General features: G+C 69.6%; 21 protein-coding genes. 19 read left to right on the top strand and 2 right to left on the bottom strand.

What is annotated here, in order from left to right; translation table 11 throughout:
• Positions 1–195 precede the first annotated feature (195 nt).
• From J1N50_RS12115 to gp17, 8 genes are all read left to right on the top strand, one after another.
• The gene (locus J1N50_RS12115) at positions 196–522 is read left to right on the top strand and encodes a DUF6127 family protein (RefSeq protein ID WP_215353772.1); all 327 of its coding nucleotides are present in this window, start codon (positions 196–198) and stop codon (positions 520–522) included.
• A gap of 59 nt (positions 523–581) precedes the next feature.
• The gene (locus J1N50_RS12120; protein WP_215353814.1) at positions 582–1,013 is read left to right on the top strand and encodes an HK97 family phage prohead protease; all 432 of its coding nucleotides are present in this window, start codon (positions 582–584) and stop codon (positions 1,011–1,013) included.
• Positions 1,014–1,120: 107 nt separating this feature from the next.
• Entirely contained in the window at positions 1,121–2,260 is a 1,140-nt protein-coding gene (locus J1N50_RS12125; protein WP_215353775.1) for a phage major capsid protein, read from the top strand.
• A gap of 105 nt (positions 2,261–2,365) precedes the next feature.
• Entirely contained in the window at positions 2,366–3,796 is a 1,431-nt protein-coding gene (locus J1N50_RS12130; RefSeq protein ID WP_215353777.1) for a tail fiber domain-containing protein, read from the top strand.
• On the top strand, positions 3,793–3,948 hold the full coding sequence (locus tag J1N50_RS12135; protein ID WP_215353780.1) for a hypothetical protein: 156 nt from the start codon (positions 3,793–3,795) through the stop codon (positions 3,946–3,948). Before J1N50_RS12130 ends, J1N50_RS12135 begins: the two co-directional genes overlap by 4 nt.
• A gap of 33 nt (positions 3,949–3,981) precedes the next feature.
• The gene (locus J1N50_RS12140) at positions 3,982–4,263 is read left to right on the top strand and encodes a phage fiber-tail adaptor protein (RefSeq protein ID WP_215353782.1); all 282 of its coding nucleotides are present in this window, start codon (positions 3,982–3,984) and stop codon (positions 4,261–4,263) included.
• Positions 4,263–4,808, top strand: coding sequence for a head-tail connector protein (locus tag J1N50_RS12145; protein WP_215353784.1), 546 nt, complete (start codon positions 4,263–4,265; stop codon positions 4,806–4,808). Before J1N50_RS12140 ends, J1N50_RS12145 begins: the two co-directional genes overlap by 1 nt.
• Positions 4,805–5,194, top strand: coding sequence for a tail completion protein gp17 (gene gp17, locus J1N50_RS12150; protein WP_215353786.1), 390 nt, complete (start codon positions 4,805–4,807; stop codon positions 5,192–5,194). Before J1N50_RS12145 ends, gp17 begins: the two co-directional genes overlap by 4 nt.
• 56 nt (positions 5,195–5,250) lie before the next feature.
• On the opposite strand, the gene J1N50_RS12155 is transcribed toward gp17, so the two are convergent.
• Both J1N50_RS12155 and J1N50_RS12160 read right to left on the bottom strand, forming a co-directional pair.
• Positions 5,251–5,691, bottom strand: a complete 441-nt coding sequence (locus J1N50_RS12155) for a hypothetical protein (protein WP_215353788.1) — start codon at positions 5,689–5,691, stop codon at positions 5,251–5,253.
• A 100-nt stretch (positions 5,692–5,791) separates the two neighbouring features.
• Positions 5,792–6,127, bottom strand: coding sequence for a hypothetical protein (locus J1N50_RS12160; protein WP_215353790.1), 336 nt, complete (start codon positions 6,125–6,127; stop codon positions 5,792–5,794).
• Between the two features lie 48 nt (positions 6,128–6,175).
• On the opposite strand from J1N50_RS12160, the gene J1N50_RS12165 reads away from it, so the two are divergent.
• From J1N50_RS12165 to J1N50_RS12215, 11 genes are all read left to right on the top strand, one after another.
• Positions 6,176–6,583 (top strand): phage major tail protein, TP901-1 family, encoded by a 408-nt coding sequence (locus J1N50_RS12165; RefSeq protein WP_215353793.1) that lies wholly within the window; start codon positions 6,176–6,178, stop codon positions 6,581–6,583.
• Entirely contained in the window at positions 6,580–6,891 is a 312-nt protein-coding gene (locus tag J1N50_RS12170; RefSeq protein WP_215353795.1) for a gene transfer agent family protein, read from the top strand. The genes J1N50_RS12165 and J1N50_RS12170 overlap by 4 nt, the downstream gene beginning before the upstream one ends.
• 1 nt (position 6,892) lies before the next feature.
• The gene (locus tag J1N50_RS12175) at positions 6,893–7,096 is read left to right on the top strand and encodes a phage tail assembly chaperone (protein ID WP_425516941.1); all 204 of its coding nucleotides are present in this window, start codon (positions 6,893–6,895) and stop codon (positions 7,094–7,096) included.
• Complete coding sequence (locus J1N50_RS12180; protein ID WP_215353797.1) at positions 7,089–7,652, top strand: tail tape measure protein; 564 nt, start codon at positions 7,089–7,091, stop codon at positions 7,650–7,652. The genes J1N50_RS12175 and J1N50_RS12180 overlap by 8 nt, the downstream gene beginning before the upstream one ends.
• Positions 7,652–9,976: a DUF2460 domain-containing protein gene (locus J1N50_RS12185; RefSeq protein ID WP_215353799.1), complete on the top strand. Its 2,325-nt coding sequence runs from the start codon at positions 7,652–7,654 to the stop codon at positions 9,974–9,976. Before J1N50_RS12180 ends, J1N50_RS12185 begins: the two co-directional genes overlap by 1 nt.
• Positions 9,970–10,806 (top strand): DUF2163 domain-containing protein, encoded by an 837-nt coding sequence (locus J1N50_RS12190; RefSeq protein ID WP_215353801.1) that lies wholly within the window; start codon positions 9,970–9,972, stop codon positions 10,804–10,806. Before J1N50_RS12185 ends, J1N50_RS12190 begins: the two co-directional genes overlap by 7 nt.
• Complete coding sequence (locus J1N50_RS12195; protein ID WP_343227876.1) at positions 10,799–11,203, top strand: NlpC/P60 family protein; 405 nt, start codon at positions 10,799–10,801, stop codon at positions 11,201–11,203. The genes J1N50_RS12190 and J1N50_RS12195 overlap by 8 nt, the downstream gene beginning before the upstream one ends.
• A gap of 9 nt (positions 11,204–11,212) precedes the next feature.
• Positions 11,213–13,384 (top strand): phage tail protein, encoded by a 2,172-nt coding sequence (locus J1N50_RS12200; protein WP_215353805.1) that lies wholly within the window; start codon positions 11,213–11,215, stop codon positions 13,382–13,384.
• 12 nt (positions 13,385–13,396) lie between these two features.
• Positions 13,397–13,849, top strand: coding sequence for a DUF2793 domain-containing protein (locus J1N50_RS12205; RefSeq protein ID WP_215353807.1), 453 nt, complete (start codon positions 13,397–13,399; stop codon positions 13,847–13,849).
• 130 nt (positions 13,850–13,979) lie between these two features.
• On the top strand, positions 13,980–15,092 hold the full coding sequence (locus J1N50_RS12210; RefSeq protein WP_215353809.1) for an OmpA family protein: 1,113 nt from the start codon (positions 13,980–13,982) through the stop codon (positions 15,090–15,092).
• A 230-nt stretch (positions 15,093–15,322) separates the two neighbouring features.
• Positions 15,323–15,763, top strand: coding sequence for an ExbD/TolR family protein (locus J1N50_RS12215; RefSeq protein ID WP_215353812.1), 441 nt, complete (start codon positions 15,323–15,325; stop codon positions 15,761–15,763).
• Positions 15,764–15,938 lie beyond the last annotated feature (175 nt).

The raw sequence follows: 15,938 nt of genomic DNA on the forward strand, positions 1-15,938 counted from the left end.
CGATGCTACCCGCTGCACCCGCCCGAACCCGATATCTTCGCCATTTCGACGCCTCGAGCGTGGGATTAATGGGTCCTGACCCTAGTTTTCGCCGGCGACGGGCCACCCCTACCCAGCTTCGCCCAGGCAGCAAGCTCGCAAGGCTGCGCAACCCTCCCCCATCCGAGGGGGAGGGATTTTCATGAGGACAACGACATGGACGAAGATGAAGCGCTGGCGCGGCTGATCGCGCTGGCGGGGACGAGTGCGGCCGGAGCCTCCGGTGCGCCCGATGCGGCGTTGCTGCGCGCGGTGGTGGAGGAGGCGAGCGAGCTGGGGGCGCGGCGCGCGCTGGCGCGGCTGGGGCTCGCCGACGAAGCGGCGCGCGACGATGTGAGCGATTTGCGCCAGCTGCTCGGCGCGTGGCGCGATGCGAAAAAGAGCGCGTGGGCGGCGGTGGTCGACTGGGCGGTGCGCGGGGTTCTGGCGCTGCTCGTCGTCGGGCTCGCGGTTAAGCTGGGGTTGCCGGGGCTGCTCAAATGAGGGGTAGCGCGCGGGCGCTGGCCCTCCCCCCGGCCCCCTCCCGCCTGCGGTAGGGGGAGATCCGCTTTGCGGGCTATGCGTCTGTGTTCGACCGCGTCGATCGCGGGGGCGATGTGGTGCGCAGCGGGGCTTTTGCCGCGACGCTGAAGGAAGGGCGCGCGGTGCCCTTGCTCTGGCAGCATCGGCCGGGGGCGGTGGTCGGTGCGATCGAGACATTGGCGGAGGATGCGCGCGGACTGCGCGTGGTGGCGCGGGTGACGCATCCGGCGGCGGCGAAGCTGGTCGCGCAGGGTGCGCTGACGGGGCTGAGCTTTGGCTATCGGGTGCGCGCGGCGCGCGGGGACAATCCGCGCGAGCTGGTGGCGCTCGATCTGGCGGAGGTGAGCCTGGTGGCGGCGCCGATGCAGCCGCTGGCGCGGGTGATTGCGGTGGAAGGTGGATCGATCCTCCCTGCGGCGCCGGCGTGGGGAGGTGTCAGCCCGCAGGGCTGACGGAGGGGCGCTGGCGCAACGGCGCTGCCCCTCCACCACGCCCTGCGGGCGCGGTCCCCCGCCCCATCGCTTCGCGACAGGGAGGATTTTTTGAAGGAGCGACAAGCATGGACGATATGGAAGTGAAGGCGGACGCGCTCGACGGGGCGTTCGATGCGGTGCTGGCGGCCGAGGCGGTCGATGAATTGAGGGCGTCGGTCGCGGCGCTGAAGGCCCAGGTCGAGCGCCAAGCGGTGGCGGCGTCGCGCTTGCCGCTCGACGGGGCGAAAGCGGCCGATCCGGCGCGCGATGCCTTTGTCGAGCGCTATCTGCGGCGCGGGATCGATGCGGCGCCCGAGATGAAGAGCCTGTCGGGGGCGACGGTCGGCGACGGCGGCTATGCGGTGCCGCGCGAGATCGACGGCAGCATCGCGGCGACGCTCAAGACCTTGTCGCCGATCCGCAGTATTGCGACGGTCGTGCAGACGGGGACGAGCGGGTATCGCAAGCTGGTCGCGACGGGGTCGATGGGGACGGGCTGGGTCGGCGAGACCGCGGCGCGGCCCGAGACCGCGACGCGCAGCTTTGCCGAAATCGTGCCGCCGACGGGCGAACTCTATGCCAATCCGGCGGCGAGCCAGGCGATGCTCGACGATGCGATGTTCAACGTCGAGGACTGGCTGGCCGAGCAGCTGGGGCGCGAGTTCGCGATCGCCGAGGGCAGCGCGTTCGTGAACGGCAATGGCACGAACCGGCCGAAGGGGTTCCTGACCTATACCGCGACGAACGAGATCGACAGCGTGCGCGCCTTTGGCTCGCTGCAATATCTCCCGACGGGGACCGCGGGCGCCTTTCCGGCGTCGAACCCGCAGGACAAGCTGGTCGAGCTGGTGCATTCGCTGAAGGCGCCGTACCGGCAGGGCGCTTGCTGGGTGATGAATTCGGATACGCTGAGCCGCATCCGCAAGTTCAAGACGACCGACGGCGCCTTCATCTGGCAGCCGGGGATGGTCGAGGGGCAGGCGGCGACGTTGCTCGGCTATCCGGTCGTCGAGGCCGAGGATATGCCGGATGTGGCCGCGAACAGCCTGTCGATCGCCTTCGGCAATTTCCGCGCCGGCTATCTGGTCGCCGACCGCGGCGAGACGCGCATCCTGCGCGACCCGTTCAGCAACAAGCCATTCGTGCATTTCTATGCAACCAAAAGGGTCGGCGGGGCGATCATCGATTCGCAGGCTATCAAACTGATGAAATTCGCCGCCAGCTAAGCGGTTGGTGCGCGATGGGCGCCCGGTCCGCGCTTCCTTCCCTTTCGGGGCGGGGCCGGGCGCTACGTTCTCAGCAATTTCGATACTGGAAAGGATGGCCTTGCCATGCCGACCCCCTTTTTCGCCGACCTGGTGCGCGAGATCGCGCACGAGGGCGGGACCGGGCCGCTGACGCCGGCGGGCGCGGTGCCCGGTCATCGCCGCTTCGCGGGTACGGTGCCGCCCGACACGGGCTTTCATTACGCGATTGCCGGCGTCGCCCGGCCCGAACAATGGGAAGTGGGGCTGGGCCGGATCGGCGCCGACGGGCGCCTGCTTCGCGACACGGTCTCGGCCTCGTCAGCGGCGGGTGCGCGGGTCGATTTCGCGCCGGGGCTGAAGACGATCGCCCTGACCGTCGGCGCCGACTGGTTCGGCGCCAGCGATGCGGCGGCGGCGACGCTGGCGGCAGGGCTGGCGACCGTCGAGGAGGCGGTTGCGGCGCGGCAACCGCTGTCGACGCTGCACGGCGGCGCGACGGCGGGCGCCGCCGACGATCTGGTGAAGGTGCGGCGCGGCGAGGGATGGGTCAACCTGCCGCTGTCGGCTCTGGCCTATCGCGATACGGCGGGGACGCTGCAAGCGGGCGCGCCGCTGGCAGCGGTGAGCGGAACCGCGGCGCTGCCCGCGTTGACCTTTGCCGGCGACCCCGACACCGGGCTGTTTCGTCCCGCCGCCGATGCGGTCGGCTTTGCGGCGGGCGGCGGCGAGCGGGCGCGATTGACCGCAACGGGGTTCGGAATCGGCGTCGCCGCCCCCTATTGCCGCAGCGAGACGGTCGGAGCCGCCAATGCCGCAACGGTCGCAATCGGGTCCGACGCCGGGGCGGCGAGCCTGGGGCTGGAGCTGTGGGGCACGGTCAACGCGCTTCCCGCGGCGCAGGTGCGGGGCTTCGTCGGAACGGGCAATTCGGGGATCGGGACCGCCGGCGACCTGCTCATCGCGCCGCGTACCAATGCGAGCTGCTCGATCCGCTTTCTGACCGGAAGTACGGGACCGGTGGAGCGCTGGCGGATCAACGCGGCGGGCGTGCTGCACCCCGCGACCGACAATGCCCATGATATCGGCGGCGCGTCGGTGCGCGTCAAAATCCTTTATGCCGCGACGGGGACGATCAACACCTCCGACGCGCGCGAAAAAAGCTGGCGCGGCGGCGCGAATGCCGCCGAACTGCGCGCAGCGGCGCGGATCGGCCGCGCCCTGGGTTTTTACCGCTGGAACGATGCGATCGCCGCGAAGGGCGCGGCGGCGCGCTATCATTTCGGCGCCGAGGCGCAGGCGGTTTGGACGATCATGGCCGAAGAAGGGCTGGTCGACGCGATCGACGGCGACGGGCGGCCGGGCGCCACCCCCTACGCCTTTCTCTGCTGGGATGCATGGGACGCGGCGGACGGCCGGAGCGCGGGCGACCGGTTCGGGCTGCGCATCGATCAGCTCGCGCTGTTTCTGATCGCGGCGCAGGAGCAGAGGCTCGCCGCGCTGGAGGCGGCGGCATGATCGGAGGATCGGCGCTGGCGTCGCGCGCGATCGGCGATGCCGCACGGCGCGCGCTGGCGAGCGAATGGGGCGGTCCCGAGCCGGCTGCGCCGCAGACACCCCTGCCGGTGGAACGGCAGGTCCCGCGCCGGATCGCGGTGCGGCGGCCCTGACGCGGCCGCGCGGGCCGAGAAAGAGGAAAAGCGATGTCGATGATGGTGAAGGATCCGGACAGCCGGATCGATTTCGAATTCGATTGGGCGACCGCCTATCCCGACGGGCAGGCGATCGTGGCGAGCGACTGGACGATTGCGCCGACGGAGGCGGGCGGGGTGACGGCGGTCGGCATGGCGCACGACCTGACGCAGTCGACGGCATCGCTGGCGGGCGGGGTCGCCGGCCACGTCTATCGCGTAACGAACCGCGTCACGCTGAGCGACGGGCAGATCGACGAGCGGTCGATGACGATCAGGGTGGAGGAGCGATGATGGCCGAAAGTCCGTTGCCGGGCGATGCCCCGGTAAGCCTGAACGAAGCACGCGGCTGGTTGCGGCTGGGGTCGACAGCCGACGATGCGGTGATCGCCCAGCTTGTCCGCGCCGCGACCAGCATCTGCGAGGCGTTTATCGGTCAGTGGCTGATTGTACGCGGCGGCGAGCAAACCTTGCCGGTCGGGTCGGGCGCGGTGCAGCTCGGCGCGCGGCCGGTGGTGGCGGTCGATACGGTGGCGCTGCTCGATGCGGCGGGGAGCGAGACGGTGCTGGGAGCTGCGCAGTGGAGGGCCGCGATCGCCCGTGACGGCACCGCGCGCCTGACGATCCACTCGCCGGGCGATGCCGAACGGGTACGCATCGCCTATCGCGCCGGCATGGCGGCGACGCCCAACGGCATTCCCGAGGCGATCCGGCAGGGGATCGTCCGGATGATCCAGCATCTGCACGAGGCGCGCGACGGCGCGGGCGCCTCGCCGCCCGCGATGATCGTGGCGCTGTGGCAACCGTGGCGGCGGTTGACGCTGGGAAGCGGGCGATGAGCGCCGAACGCGCGGTGCGGGCGAAGGCGCTGGCGGTGCTGGGCGGGGACAGCGTGCTGGCGGGGCTGGTGCACGGTGTGTTCGACGGGGTGCCGCCGCGCGCGACCATGCCCTTTCTGTCGGTCGGCGGAGCGGAGGGGAGCGATTGGGGGACGAAGGACCGGGCCGGGCGCGAAGTGCGGCTGACGCTGGCGTTGCACGGGGCCGGGGACGGCGCCGGAGGCGATGCGGCCGTGCAGGTCGAGGCGGCCGTGGCGGCGCTGCGCGGACCGGCGGGCGGGTGGACGATCGTGTCGGCGCGGGCGGTGCGGATGCGTCTCGCCCCGATGCGCGACGGCGGCTGGCGGCACGAGACGGTAGTGCGGTGCCGGTGCCTGGCGGATTAGCGGGCGGCGGTCCAGTCTGGCGGCCAAGAGACGACGGCGGCTAGCCGGTCCCGAACTCAGCGGTCCCAAAGCTCGCGAAAGGGCTGGTCGTAATAGGTTACTCCTCCCTGCGCGCGGCGCTTAACCTTGACGAAAAAGCGGACGGAGGTCGAGGCCTGCACGCAGCGTGCAATTTCGAGGTCGTTGGCGGTCCGAGCGCCCGATACTGTGATCCAGTTTCCAGCGAGGGAGGTGGCGCTGAGCTGCTTTCCGCCGCATTGCCGCACGATCCCCAGGAACGTCGATGTCGACCATGTGGTCGGGACCGTCAGCGAACCCTGGACCTTTTTGCTGTTGCCCTTTTCGTCCTTTTTTTCGCCTTCATCCTCGCCACCGTCGTCGGACGGGGCGTCGCCCCGTTCGAAGTCGAACTCGAGCATTTCCTCCGGGGGGCGGAACTCGCCCAGCCCGGATGGGCCGGGCGGGGTGAGCAAGGCAAGTGCCGCGAGCAGGAGCATGATATGTCCCTTGGCAGGATCGAGCGGAAGGATTGCGGTGGCGCCGACGCGCCGAACCGGACAATCGGGTCGGTGCGGCGGCGTTGCAGGGTGGAGCCGCTCAATCGCCCGGCATGGTTCCCGTCGAGGAATAGTCCTTGAACTTGTCGGTGAAGTTCGCGTGATAATCCTCGACCTGCATGTCGGCATTTTCGGCGGCATCGGCGGCGGAGTCGCCGGCGGCGCGATTGGCGGCGGTGACCGCGGCGCGGAAGGCCGAGCGTTCGCTGTCGCACGCGCCCTTCAGCGACATTTCATATTCGGCTTCGCCCATCTTGGCTTCGAGCGACTTCTTCATGTGCTCGCGCAGGCATTTGGTGAAGGCGGCGCGCGTCGTGTCGACGCTGCCGGACCCCGCCGGTGCCGCGGTTGCCAACAACAAGGCCGTGATCAGCATCCTGCTTCTCCCCGTTTGCAGAACTTTTTGTGTTGAGGAGGTTAGACGATGGCAATCGAAAATGGGAGCGCTTTTCTGTTAAAGATCGGTAATGGAGCGGCGCCGCCGGTCTTTGCCACCGTGGCCGGATTGCGGACGACGCAATCGTCGGTCAACGGCGAGGCGGTGAACGTGACGACGAAGGATTCGGGCGGCTGGCGCGAGCTGTTGTCGGGCGCCGGGGTGCGATCGGTGTCGGTAAGCGCGGCGGGGATTTTTACCGGGTCCGACGCCGAGGTGCGCCTGCGCGGTCATGCCTTGTCGGGGACGATCGACGATTATGAGCTGAGCTTCGAAAGCGGCGAGCGGCTGCGCGGGCGCTTTCTGGTGACCCGGCTCGACTATGCCGGCGACTATAATGGCGAGCGCAACTACACGCTGAACCTGGAAAGCAGCGGCGCGGTGGTGAGCCTGTGAGCGCCGCCAACGCGTTGAGGGGCGAGGCCGCGCTGCGCGTCGGTGGGTGCACGCTGGTGCTGCGGCCGAGTTTCGCCGCGCTGGTCGCCGCCGAGGAGGAACTGGGGCCGCTGTTCGCGCTGGTCGAGCGTGCGGCCGATGGGCGGCTCGGCCTTGGCGAACTGGCGGCGTTGTTCTGGCATTGCATCCGGGACCGCGACGCGGGGATGACGCGCGAGGCGGTCGGCGAGGCGCTGGTCGAACAGGGGCTCGCCGCGGTGACGCCCGCGCTGCGGGTGCTGCTGGGGCAGATATTGCAGGGGCAGTGAGGTGGCCGACGAACGGTTCGGGCTCGCGGCGGTGGCGCTCGCGGGGATGATGGCGCGCGCGCTCGGCTGGCGGCCCGACGAGTTTTGGGCGGCGACCCCGGCCGATGTCGCGGCGGTGTTGGGCGCCTGGGGTGAAGGCGGCGTCGAAGCGGCGGTCGACCGGGCGGGCTTGACCGCGATGATGGAGCAATTTCCCGATGGATGAGATGGACGATCTGTTCGGCGCGCTGCGCGGCGACGCGGCGGGGTTCCGGCGCGAGATCGCGGCGCTGCGCGCGGAAATCGGCGGGCCGCTGGCGAGCGAGGCCGAACGCGCGGGCCAGGCGATCGAGCGGGCGCTGACGCGCGCCATCCTGACCGGCAAGCTGGGGTTCGAGGATCTGAAGCGGCTGGCGCTGTCGGTGATGGCCGACATTGCGCGCGCCGCGATCCAGAGCGGGATCGGGGCGATCCTGGGCGGCGGCGGAGGCGGCGGCCTGCTCGCGCTGGGGCAGGGGATCGCATCGTCGCTGTTCGGTGCGCCGGGGCGGGCGACGGGCGGTCCGGTAAGCGCGGGGCGTGCCTATCGCGTCGGCGAGCGCGGGCCCGAATATTTCGTACCGACCGCGAGCGGGCGGATCGAGACGGGCGGGGGCGTCCGTGCCATCGCGATCACCGTGAACGTTCGCGGCGATGCGGGTAGTGAACCAAAAAGGTTGGAACGCACGGGGCGGCAGATTGCGCGAGCCGTCCGCCGCGCGGTCGCGGCGGGGGAAGATTGATGGGCTGGGCGCTTGTCGCGGCCGCCGAGCCGCACCATCGCAAGGGATGGGTGAAGCGTTTCGACCCGCGCTTCTGGACCGTCGATTTCGCGCGGCCGATGATGGCGAGCGTGGTGACGCCCGACACACAGACGCTGCGCGTCGAGGCGGTGTTCCACAACAGGGAGGATCTGGCGGGGCTGATCTGGGAGGCCGAGGATCGCTGGGACCATCCGCTGCTCGCCTATGAGACGCGGCGCGATTTCCGGCACACCCAGCTCCGCTTCCGCTGGCGTTCGGGCGGGATCAAGCCGCTCGATGCGCTGCACGGACCGACGCTGACGATCGAAGGGCGCGACGCGGCGGGAAACCCGCGCGCCTGGTATGTGCGGCTGTGGAATTATGCGGTCGGGTCGGCCGAGGATGCCGTGGTGTCGCTCGATTTCGATACGCTCGCCGGCGGCTTCCTCCTGCCCGGTGAGGCCGACCCGGTATGGGCGGGCGACGTCGACCGGATGTTCATCTCGCTCGTCGCCCCGACCTATGACGGAAGCGCCGGGTTGCTCGCCGCGCCCGCCGAGGGTTGGGCGGAGATGAGCGAGATGCTGTGCAGCGGGTCGGGATCGGTGCTCGCGATCGGCGATGCCGTGTTGCCCGAACAGGGGTTGGGGATCGCAGCCGGCTATGACGACGAATATCATCTGACTCCGGCGCGCGTCGTGCGGCAGGCCATCCATCTCGGCTATCGCGGCGATATCGTCCATTATGTCGGGATGAGCCACTTCATGCGGCTCGCGGTAACGGGCGGAGCGCTGAAGGTCGGGGTCGCGGGCGGGGCGCTCAACGCGCCGTGCACCGCGTGGCACCGGGCGTTCGCAGCAGCGTGCCGGGCGGCCGGGCTGGGCGTCATCTGGTCGCTCTCCTACGAGCTGTTCGATGCCTATTGCCCCGAGGCGTGGAAGCAGCGGGACAGCGCGGGCGCGCCGGCGCTGACGGGGTGGGCGCCGCCGTCGACCTTGCTGTCGCCTGCCCACGCCGAGGCGATGGGATGGCTGCAGCTTGTCGCGCGGGGGTTCGTGGCGATCGCTGTCGAAGCAGGACTGGCAGTAAAGTTCCAGGTCGGCGAACCCTGGTGGTGGGTCGGCGAAGGCGGGCGGCTTTGCGCCTATGACGCGGCGACGACGGCGATGCTCGGAAGCGCGAGCGTTGCGATTGCCGATGTGCGCGGGGCGCTCACCGCGCCGCAGCGGGCGATGCTCGATGCGCTGGGCGGCTTGCTCGCGGCGTCGACCGCGGCGCTGGTGGCGGCGGCGCGCGACGAAGCCGGAGCCGCAGGGCTGGCGAGCCATTTGCTCGTCTATCTGCCGACCGTACTCGATGCGGCGGCGCCCGAGGTGCGGCGGGCCAACGTGCCGACCGCGTGGGCAGCGCCGGCCTTCGATGTGCTGCAGCTTGAGGATTATGACTGGGTTACCGGCGGGTGCGGCGCCGAAACTGCGGGGGCGCGGGCGGCGATGGCGGAGCGGCTGGGCTATCCGGCCCACGAGCAGCATTATTTTTCGGGCTTCGTGCTGCGCGGCGAAGATCGCGCCCATTGGGCGGCGATCGCCGACGCCGCCGATGCGGCGCGGGCTGCCGGAGTGGCGAGGACGTTCATCTGGGCACTGCCGCAGGTCGCGCGCGACGGGTTCGTGCACTTTGACGGGGAGGATGCGGTGCAGGCTTATGATGCGGTGGATTTTCCGCTCGCGATCGGGCGCGAGGCAATGGTCGTAACCGAATTTTCGACCCAGATCGTGAGCTCGCCCTCGGGGCACGAACAGCGTGCGAGCGAATGGGCCGAGGCGCGGATGCGCTACGACGCAGGGCCGGGGGTGCGGTCCGAGAGCGACGTGCGCGCGCTCGCCGATTTCTTTCGCGCCCGGCGCGGTGCGGCGCGGGCGTTTCGCTTCCGCGATCCGTTCGATCATGGTTCGGCCGCGGATGGCGGGCTGCCGGGGCCCGGCGACCAACTGCTGGGCGTCGGCGACGGGAGCCGGCGGCAGTTCGCGCTGGTGAAGCGCTATGGCGCGGGCGATGCGATGCAGGTGCGCAGCATTCGCCTGCCGGTCGGGGGCAGCGTGCGGGTATCGGTCGACGGGATCGAGACGGCGGCGTTCGCCGTGACGGACGAGGGCGAGGTGCTGCTCGACGCCCCGCCGGGGCCGGGGATCGCGGTGCGGGCCGGCTATCTGTTCGACGTGCCGGTACGCTTTGCCGAGGACCGGCTGGAGGTCAGCCGCGCGACCTTCCTCGCGGGCGAACTTGCGAGCGTGCCGCTGGTCGAGGTGCGCGCGCCATGGTGATCGGGCCCGGCGGGAGTGCGCCGGACTGGCTGCGCGAGGAGCTGGTGACGCTCGCCTGGTGCTGGCGGCTGTCGCGGCGCGACGGGGTGGTGATCGGATTGACCTCGCACGACCATGACCTGATCGTCGGCGGCGTCCCCTATCGCGCGGCGCCGGGCATGAAACCGTCGGCGCTGGAAACGAACGACAGCCTCGATGCGGCGACGATGGACCTTGAAGGGGCGGTGACGAGCGACGCGATCGCGGCCGCCGACCTTGACGCGGGGCGGTGGGACGGCGCCGAGCTCGAGCTGTTCGTGACCGACTGGACTGCGCCCGAGGCAGCGCCGGTGACGGTGGCGCGCGGGTCGCTGGGCGCGGTCGAGCGGCGGGGCGCAGCCTTTACGGCGGAGCTGCAAGGCGTGACGCGGCGGCTCGATGCGCCGGTTTGTCCGGCGACCTCGCCGTCGTGCCGTGCACGGCTGGGCGACCGTTCGTGCCGGGTCGACCTTGCGCCGCGCACGCATGTCCGGCGCGTCGTCGCGGTCGAAGGACGCCGTGTCATGCTCGATATGCCGCTGGCGGCAGGCGCGATGGCCTTTGGCGAACTGCTCTGGATGGAGGGGCGGGCATGCGGATTGGCGACCCCGGTGGTCGCCGAAGACGCGGAAGCGCTGATGCTGGCGGAGATGCCGCCGGTCGCGCCCGCGCTTCCCGTGCGCGTTCGGCTGGTCGAGGGATGCGACCGGCGGCTCGCGACCTGCCGCGACCGTTTTGCCAATGCCGTCAATTTTCGCGGCGAGGCGCATCTGCCGGGGAATGACCTGCTCACGCGCTATCCCGGTGGTTGAGGCCTTGGGCGCGCGCGCCTTTGCGGCGGCGCGGACGATGGTGGGGGTGCCGTTCCGCGCGCAGGGGCGTGACCCGCGGTGCGGGCTGGATTGCGTGGGGTTGGTCTGGGCGGCCTATGCGGCGGTGGGGTGCGCATTGCCGACCCCCCATGACTATCCGCTGCGCGGGTGGCGCCGCGGCCGGATTGTTGCCGCGCTGATGACGGCAGGATTCCGGGCGGTCGCCGATCGGGCTGACGGCGACGTGGCGCTGATCGCGCTTCCGGCCGGGCAGTATCATCTGGGGGTCATCGGGCCCGCGAGCATGGTCCACGCCCATGCCGGGCTGCGAAGAGTCGTCGAGTCGCCTGCGGACGATGTCATGCGCGCGTCCGCGCGGTGGCGGCTCGAACAATAGGGGGTAAAGATGGCGACTTTGGTACTGACGGTGGTCGGCGGGATCGTCGGCGGGCCGGTCGGCGCGGCGCTGGGCGCTGCGATCGGACAGCAGGCCGATGCCGCGATCTTCAAGCCGAAGGGCCGCGAGGGGCCGCGGCTTGCCGACCTGAAGGTCCAGGCGTCGACCTATGGCCAACAGATCCCCAAGCTGTTCGGGACGATGCGCGTGGCGGGCAGCGTGGTCTGGGCAACCGACCTGATCGAACGGCGGACGAAGCGCGGCGGCGGCAAGGGGCGGCCATCGACGACCGAATATAGCTATTCGGTGTCGCTGGCGGTCGCGCTGTCGTCGCGCCCGATCCGCGCGATTCGCCGGATATGGGCCGACGGCAATTTGCTGCGCGGTGCGGGCGGGAGTTTTCGCGAGCGCTGTACCTTTCGCTGGCACGACGGGAGTGAGGATCAAGCCGTCGATCCGCTGATCGCTTCGGCGGTCGGTATCGGCTCGGCGAGCGCGTTTCGGGGTCTGGCCTATGCGGTGTTCGAGGAGCTTGAACTCGCCGCCTTCGGCAACCGCATCCCGTCGCTCACCTTCGAAGTCGAGGCCGACGACGCGGCGGTCGACGGCGGGTTCGTCGGCGATGTGCTGTTGGGAGAGGCGGGGCGCTGCGTGGGGAACTGGCCGATTGCGGGCTATGCCGCGTCGGGCGAACGGGCGCGCGAGGCGTTGGCGCCGCTGTTCGCCGTCGACGGTGTCCGGCTCGCCAGTGGTCCGGCGGGGTGGCGGCTGGCTCCCGCCTCGGCGTCCGAACCGTCGGCGCTGTCCGATTTTACCGAAATGCGCCGTCCGTTCCGCGATGCGGATCGGGTCGAGCAGCGCCGCGCACCGCTTTCGTCGCTGCCCGGGCTTGTAAGCCTCCGGCATTATGAGCCCGCGCGCGATTATCAGCTCGGTCAGCAGTCGGCCGAGGTCGCGGGAGGCGGCGTGCGCGAGGAGCGTGTCGACCTGCCCGCCGCACTGCCTGCCGAGTCGGCGCATGCGTTGGCGCTCGCGCTTGCCGGGGCCGCGGCGGACGGCCGCGAAACCTGTGTCTGGCGGGCCGACCTGGCGGCGCTGGCGCTGCCGATCGGCGGGCCGGTCGCGCTCCCCGACGGAAGTGTCTGGCGGAGCGTGGCGCGAACGGTGCGGGGCGGGGAGGTGATGCTCGAGCTATGTCGGCATCAGCCGTTGCCGCTAACCGCGATCGATGCCGATGGAGGGCAGGCTGTCACGCCGCCCGACTGGCCCGACGGCGAAACGTTCGTCCATCTGTTCGACTGCCCCAACATCGGAACCAGTCCAGCCTCTGCCCCGCGTCTGCTGATCGCCGCGGCGGGCAGCAACGAGGGATGGCGCGGCGCCGATATCTGGATTTGTCCCGCCCCCGACGCCGAGCCGATCGCGCTAGGGATGGCGCGCCCGGCGGCCGCGCTCGGGACGCTGGCGGCTGCGGTGCCCGCCTCGGGCGGCGCGTTGATCGACCTTGCAAACACTCTTGTCGTATCGCTGGCCAATCCATCCATGATGCTGGAATCGATTGAAGATTCCGCGCTTCTCGGTGGCGCCAACCGCGCGATGCTGGGAACCGAGATGGTGCAGTTCGGCACGGCGGAACGGGTCGGTGCTGCCGAATGGCGGCTGTCGCGATTGCTGCGCGGGCGCGGCAGGTCGGAGATCGCCAGTCATCCCGCCGGTACGCCGTTCGTCCTCCTGGACGATATGGCGTTGTTGCCGGTTCCCGATGCCGTCGCGCAGCTGGTCGAGAGCGGTTCGGCGGTCCTACAATGGGCCGGGCGGGCAAGCACGGCGGTTGCCGAGGCTCCGCTGCCTGCCGTGGGGCAGGCGCTGGCGCCGCTCCCCCCGGTGCACGGCCGGGCGCGACCCGATGGCGCGGGGGGCTTCGTCGTCGAATGGATGCGATGCAGCCGCTTCGACACCGGGTGGCGCGATCATGTCGACCTGACCCTTGGCGAAAGCCGCCAAGCCTGGGAGGTCGCGCCGGTGCCGCCAGCGCCGGGCGCCGGACCATGGACGACCACCGTGCCGACGCTGCACCTCGACGCGGCGGTCGTCGCGAGCCTGCCGACCGCGGCAAAGCTTGCCATTCGACAGGTCGGCGACCTCGGCCGTTCGCGGCCGCTTTTCCTGACACTAAACTGATGGGACCGGATGATGACCGATACGCTCGCTACCCCTCGTTTCACGCTGCCATTGCTTGCCGTCGCGCAGGCGCAAAAGGAGGTAACGCACAATGAGGCGCTTGCCCTGCTCGACGCCTTGCTGCATCCGGCGGTCGAGGCCGGACCCGTTGCGACGCCGCCGCCGACGCCGGTCGCCGGTCAGTGCTGGCTTGTCGCAGCCGGAGCGGGCGGCGAATGGTCTGGGCGAGGAGGGACGATCGCGATAGCGACCGACGGCGGCTGGCGGTTCGTCGTGCCGCGCGCGGGGATGCGCATCCTTCGGCTGAGCGACGGGGCGCTGCTGCGCCACGAGGGCGGGCTATGGACCGGTCCGGCGGCGATTCCGGCTCCCGCCGGGGGCGCGACCGTCGACGCCGAGGCCCGCGCCGCCATCGCGGCGCTGCTGTCGGTGCTCGACGCCCATGGTATTCTGATATCAGGCTGATTTTGCCAATATTGATCTGTTCAGTGCGACTTTTTGGCAACAGATTGACGATTTGTTAGCTTGCACGGAACCAAAGGGACGAGTAGGACGTCTGTCGAGACGTAAATCTCAATTGAAAGGGGAATCTACTATGAGGAAGCTTGCCGTCGCTGTGGCGTTGGCCTCCACTGCCCTGGCGTCGCCAGCTTTGGCGCGCGACAACTCCTGGTATGTCGGTGTTGGTGGTGGTGTGATGATCGTCGAGGACATGGACCTCGACATCGGTGCCATCGATAACGCCGCAAACCTCAATCATCGCAATGGTTACGACGTTGAAGGCACCGTCGGTTACGATTTCGGAGGCTTCCGCGCGGAAGTCGAAGTCGGCTACCGCGAAGCCGACATCAAGTCGGGCAGCTTCTCGGCGCCCGGCATCCCGCAGAGCCCGAGCGGCGCTGGCCTGCCCTTCATCGGTTCGACCGCGCTTAACGGCGATTCGAATGCGCTGAGCTTCATGGTCAACGGCCTGCTCGATTTCGGCGACGATGATGGCCTGCAGGGCTTCGTCGGCGGCGGTGCTGGTGTTGCGCGCGTTTCGGTCGAGCCGGTCTTCGCCGGTCCGTTCCTGGACGATTCGGACACCGGCTTCGCCTGGCAGGCGATCGCGGGTATCCGTGCGCCGCTCACCAAGAACTGGGATGTCGGCCTGAAGTATCGCTTCTTCAACGCCAGCGGGATCGACCTGGTCGACCAGGTTGGCCGCGACGTTTCGACGCGCTTCCGTTCGCACTCGATCCTGGGGACGCTGACGTACAACTTCGGTGGCGCTGAACCGCCGCCCCCGCCGCCTCCGCCGCCTCCGCCGCCCCCGCCGCCCCCGCCGCCCCCGCCGCCGCCGCCGCCGGCCGTGTGCGAGCCCGGGCCGTACATCGTGTACTTCGACTGGGATCAGTCGAACATCACGCCGGAAGCGGCTGCTACGCTTGACAACGCGATCAGCGCCTACAACCGTGGCTGCTCGGGTACGCAGGTTTGGCTCGCCGGTCACGCCGACCGTTCGGGTTCGGCGAAGTACAACGTCGGTCTGTCGCAGCGCCGCAACGACGCGGTCCGCAGCTACATGACCGCTCGCGGTATCTCGGACAGCTCGATCTCGGCCGAAGCGTTCGGCGAATCGCGTCCGGCCGTTGCGACCGCCGACGGCGTCCGCAACGACCAGAACCGCCGCGTGGAAATCAAGTACGGTCCGGGTTCGGGCATGTAAGATTTCCAACCCGGTTCGGGTTTGAAGACAGGAGGGGCGGTACCGAAAGGTGCCGCCCCTTCTTGTTGGGCCGATGCGGCCGGCGCGGCGCGTGGCGCTTTTTAATTGCTCTTTTCGTATAATGTTATACCGTAACAAATAGGGTCAAGGCTTTCGCGGTGAATGCCTCAGCCCAAGGTGCGGGGATGGCGCCCGGACTCGGGTCGCCCCGCGAGACGGGGAGATGCAAGATGCGCAAGCTTCGCAGCCGGTTCCACCGGAGCATTTTTCGCGCCGATCCCAATGGCGATCCCGACATCAATACGACGCCCCTGATCGACGTGATGCTGGTGATGCTGGTGATGTTCATCATCACGATCCCGCCGCCGACGCACAGCGTCGACATCACGCTTCCGCAGGGGCCGGATGTATCGGGCAAAGTCCTCGACGAGAATCGCGTTACGATCGATGCAGCCGACACGATCCGCTGGAATGGCGAGGCGGTCGACGTCGCCCAGCTCGGGCAACTCGTGAAGCTCGCATCGGAGCGCACCGAACAGCCGGTGCTGATGTTCGAGCCCGAAGCGCGCGCGCGATATTTGCGCGTCGACGAGGCGATCGGCGCGATCCGGCGCAATGGCGGCGAGAAGCTCGCCTTTCCGGGCATCCGCAAATATGGCGGGCTGATCTAGCCGCATTCCGCTCTTATGGTGGCTTTGGGGTGGGGAGCTGTCCTTCAAATCCTCCCCGCTTGCGGGGAGGTGGCAGCCGCGTAGCGGCTGACGGAGGGGCCTCGCGTCGTCCCGCAGCGCCGCTTCAGGACGCCAGCCCCCTCCACCGCCTTCGGCGGTCCCCCTCCCCGCAAGC

The organism is Sphingopyxis soli (genome assembly GCF_018682675.1).
GTDB lineage: Bacteria > Pseudomonadota > Alphaproteobacteria > Sphingomonadales > Sphingomonadaceae > Sphingopyxis > Sphingopyxis soli.